The 3,250-nt window shown below is 52.0% G+C and carries 4 protein-coding genes; 3 read left to right on the forward strand and 1 reads right to left on the reverse strand.

Annotation, left to right across the window (positions count from 1 at the left end):
- The first annotated feature begins 200 nt into the window (after nt 1-200).
- From PHU49_16215 to PHU49_16225, 3 genes are all read left to right on the forward strand, one after another.
- A complete protein-coding gene (locus tag PHU49_16215; GenBank protein MDD5245555.1) occupies nt 201-662 on the forward strand; it encodes an NAD(P)H-dependent oxidoreductase in 462 nt (153 codons plus the stop codon).
- A gap of 11 nt (nt 663-673) precedes the next feature.
- The gene (locus PHU49_16220; GenBank protein ID MDD5245556.1) at nt 674-1,366 is read left to right on the forward strand and encodes a transglutaminase family protein; all 693 of its coding nucleotides are present in this window, start codon (nt 674-676) and stop codon (nt 1,364-1,366) included.
- 207 nt (nt 1,367-1,573) lie between these two features.
- Nucleotides 1,574-2,371: an alpha/beta hydrolase gene (locus PHU49_16225; protein ID MDD5245557.1), complete on the forward strand. Its 798-nt coding sequence runs from the start codon at nt 1,574-1,576 to the stop codon at nt 2,369-2,371.
- A gap of 30 nt (nt 2,372-2,401) precedes the next feature.
- Here PHU49_16225 and PHU49_16230 read toward each other — a convergent pair whose 3' ends face one another.
- Nucleotides 2,402-3,031 carry a septal ring lytic transglycosylase RlpA family protein gene (locus PHU49_16230; protein ID MDD5245558.1) on the reverse strand — a complete coding sequence of 210 codons (630 nt, stop codon included), beginning with the start codon at nt 3,029-3,031 and terminating at the stop codon, nt 2,402-2,404.
- Nucleotides 3,032-3,250 lie beyond the last annotated feature (219 nt).

Raw genomic sequence — 3,250 nt, forward strand, 5'->3', positions numbered from 1 at the left:
CGCAGGGTAAGAGAGGCGTGTGAAACAGGCGCAAGGACCCTTGCCGTTGCCTGTCCCAAGTGCCTTATCATGCTTGAGGATGCCGTCAAATCGGAGGGACTCGAAGGGAGGCTGTCGGTGATGGATATCTCTGAAATAGTCGCGAAGGTCTGCGGGATAGAAGGTAGCGCTTGAACTATATAGCGTGACTGGTGTTTAATATGGCCAAGGTGCTTATTGTCTATCACTCCCAATCAGGGAATACGGAAATGCTTGCCCGGTCTGTTGCTCAGGGAGTTACTGAAACAGAGAATACGCATGCGGTCTTTAAGCGTGCCGCCGATGCCGATGCACGTGACATAAGGGGATGCGACGCCATGGTGATCTGTTCCCCTGAGTACTTCGGCTATATGGCAGGTGCCGTAAAGGATCTTTTCGACAGGACGTATGAAGAACTGAAGGATGATGCGGCTATGTACAAAAAACCTTATTGCGTTGTTATCAGCGCGGGGAATGACGGGTCAGGCGCACTTGCCCATATCGAGCGCATATGCAAGGGGTATCGTTTCAGGAAGGTTCAGCACCCGATTATCTGCAAGGGTCAGGTAACGGAGGAAGCGCTGACGCAGTGTTTTGAACTCGGCAGGACGGTAGCCGAGGGCGTCAATGCGGGAATATTTTGAGGGGAGAGATTATGAACGACAAGACGGAAGATATAGAGATCTATCTGAAACCCACTGCGGCGATCGATTCCGATCATGAGACGATACGCCGTGCTGCCATGGAGCTGGCCTCTCCTTTTACCGATGAGTCGGAGAAGGCGCGGGCGCTCTTCTACTTCGTACGGGACCAGATACGCTACAGTGTCTATATGGTCTCTGTCAGGTTTGAGGATTTTGTGGCCAGTACCGTATTGGCCTGGAAGAGGGGCTACTGTGTTCAGAAGGCCATCCTCCTTAGCGCCCTGGCGCGGGCAGCGGGCATCCCTTCGAGGCTTGTCTTCGCCAGGATACAAAACCACAGAGTACCCCGGGAACTGACGGCCCAGACGGGTGTTGATTTCTTCCCCAGCCATGGATACACCCAGCTTTTCCTCAATGGAAAGTGGGTGAGCGTAACGCCTGCCTTTGACAAGGATCTCTGTGAGAAGACAGGGGTGCCTGTTGTTGAGTTCGACGGTGTGCATGATGCGCCGCTTGCCCCCTATGACCTTTCAGGCAATCCCTACATCGAGTATCTTGAAAAATACGAGCCCCAGGCTGACTTCCCTTTAGAGTGGCTGCGAAGCAGAGTTGTCCCTATCTGGGGCGAAAAGAGGTCCTGGCTTACCATGGAAGAATCAAAGGGTCACAGGATGCCGCTGTCGGGCTATGTCTTTCCGCTATGATTATAGCGATTATCCGGCGTTTCACCTTTGACCGGAATTATCCCGGACCTTCCGTCCGGATGAGCATCTGTGCCGGGCTATTCCCCAAAAAGCAGGCTAAGGTTCAGGCTAAGGTTAAGCAAACTCCGGTTCTCCTCAACCTCAACCTGATTTTTCTCGCTCTACGTGACGTATCTGAGATTAATAGACTTGTCCTGGGAGGGAAAAGTGCCAACGGTAAAGGTTAACGACATCAATATGTACTACGAGGTCCACGGCGAAGGAGAGCCGCTTGTAATGATCAACGGCGCAGGGGCAGGCGTTGAGTTGTTCTACGGACGAAACCTGAAGTTTTCCCGGGAATACCGGCTGGTTCTCTTCGACAACAGGGGCGCCGGCAGGAGTGACAGACCCGATATGATCTACACCATGGAATTAATGGCGGATGACCTCGCCGGATTGCTTGATGCAGTCGGCATCGACTCGGCGCACGTCTACGGGATATCAATGGGCGGCATGATAGCCCAGCACTTTGCCCTGCGCTATCCGGAGAAGGTGAGGAGCCTTATCCTGGCAGTTACCTGTTGCGGAGGACCTCGCAGCATCGAGGGATCCGTTACCGATATGGCGCATATTCACGAACTGCCCCTGGAAGAGGCGGTTGAAGCCATGATCCGATTATTTGTGACTGAGGAGTTTATCGACAGGAACCCGGATATCTTCCGGCAGATCATCGCGCTTATGGTAAAGTACCCGCCTGTTCACAGTGGTCTTCTCAAGCATACCCAGGCCATTGCAACCCATGACACGTATGACCGGTTGCCGGAGATCACGGCGCCCACCCTGGTGCTTGCCGGTGACGCAGACAGGATAGTACCGGTGGGCAACGCAACGATTCTCGCGTCGAGGATCCCCAACGCCGAACTGGCAATACTGAAGAATACGGGTCACATGCTCATCGAGGCCGTAGGCGAGGTCGACAGGATAACGCTGGACTTTCTCGGAAGGCACAGGACAGAGAACTAACTGATTACGTGATCAGCATAGATTTGCCGATCAACCTTCCCCCCGTAATTCTATTGTTTCAACCTTTACCCGTGCCAGCCCCTTTTTATAAAATCCGAGCTTTTTGGCAGCACCGGCAGAGAGATCAATGATCCTGTCGCCGGATGAGGGATTCCGGTCACTGGGGAAAGGCCCCCTGTCATTGACCCTCAAAATGATGGAACGCTTGTTCTCCAGATTTGTGACCTTCACATGCGTTGGAAGCGGCAGGTACTTATGGGCCGCTGTCATTTGCTTTGGATCGAAGACCTCGCCATTGGCAGTCATACGTCCCTTGTTGTGACGCAGGGTCTCGTAACCATACCACGATGCTACGCCAGTCTCTTCGTAAGATTTCGCCTTCTCAACAGACATGGGATAATATTTCTTTCCTTTCACCGTGTAAGGTGCATTTTTTACCCGGCCCTTACGAATCGCATCTTTGGGAGGCAGATCGTCAATCGTTTCAATATCCTCATTGACGAGCGCCCAGTCAATGGGGGCCTTTACCACCTTAAAGGTAAATCCTCCAATCTTGTAAACGACTTTCGTTGTGCCTGCAGTGAGTTCATAGGCCCCTTTTACAACATAATAACTGCCCTTTACGGTATTGGCAACCACCTTATACGGCACCGTAACCATCGAGCAATCCACGAGGAAAAGGCAGATTGAAACAATAAGAAGAGCCGGAGCCCGGCGTCGTTTAACTATGAAACGTATATAACCTCTACAGATGGAAGGCATCAATAATGCCCTTTATGATGAACTGAACAGCTATCGATAAAAGCATGAGACCCATTATCCTTCTCGCTACCCGGGTACCGGTCTTTCCAAGGAAGGAAAGTATAGGCTTTGATTTTG

The sequence above is a fragment of the Syntrophorhabdaceae bacterium genome (genome assembly GCA_028713955.1).
Taxonomy (GTDB): Bacteria; Desulfobacterota; Syntrophorhabdia; order Syntrophorhabdales; family Syntrophorhabdaceae; genus UBA5609.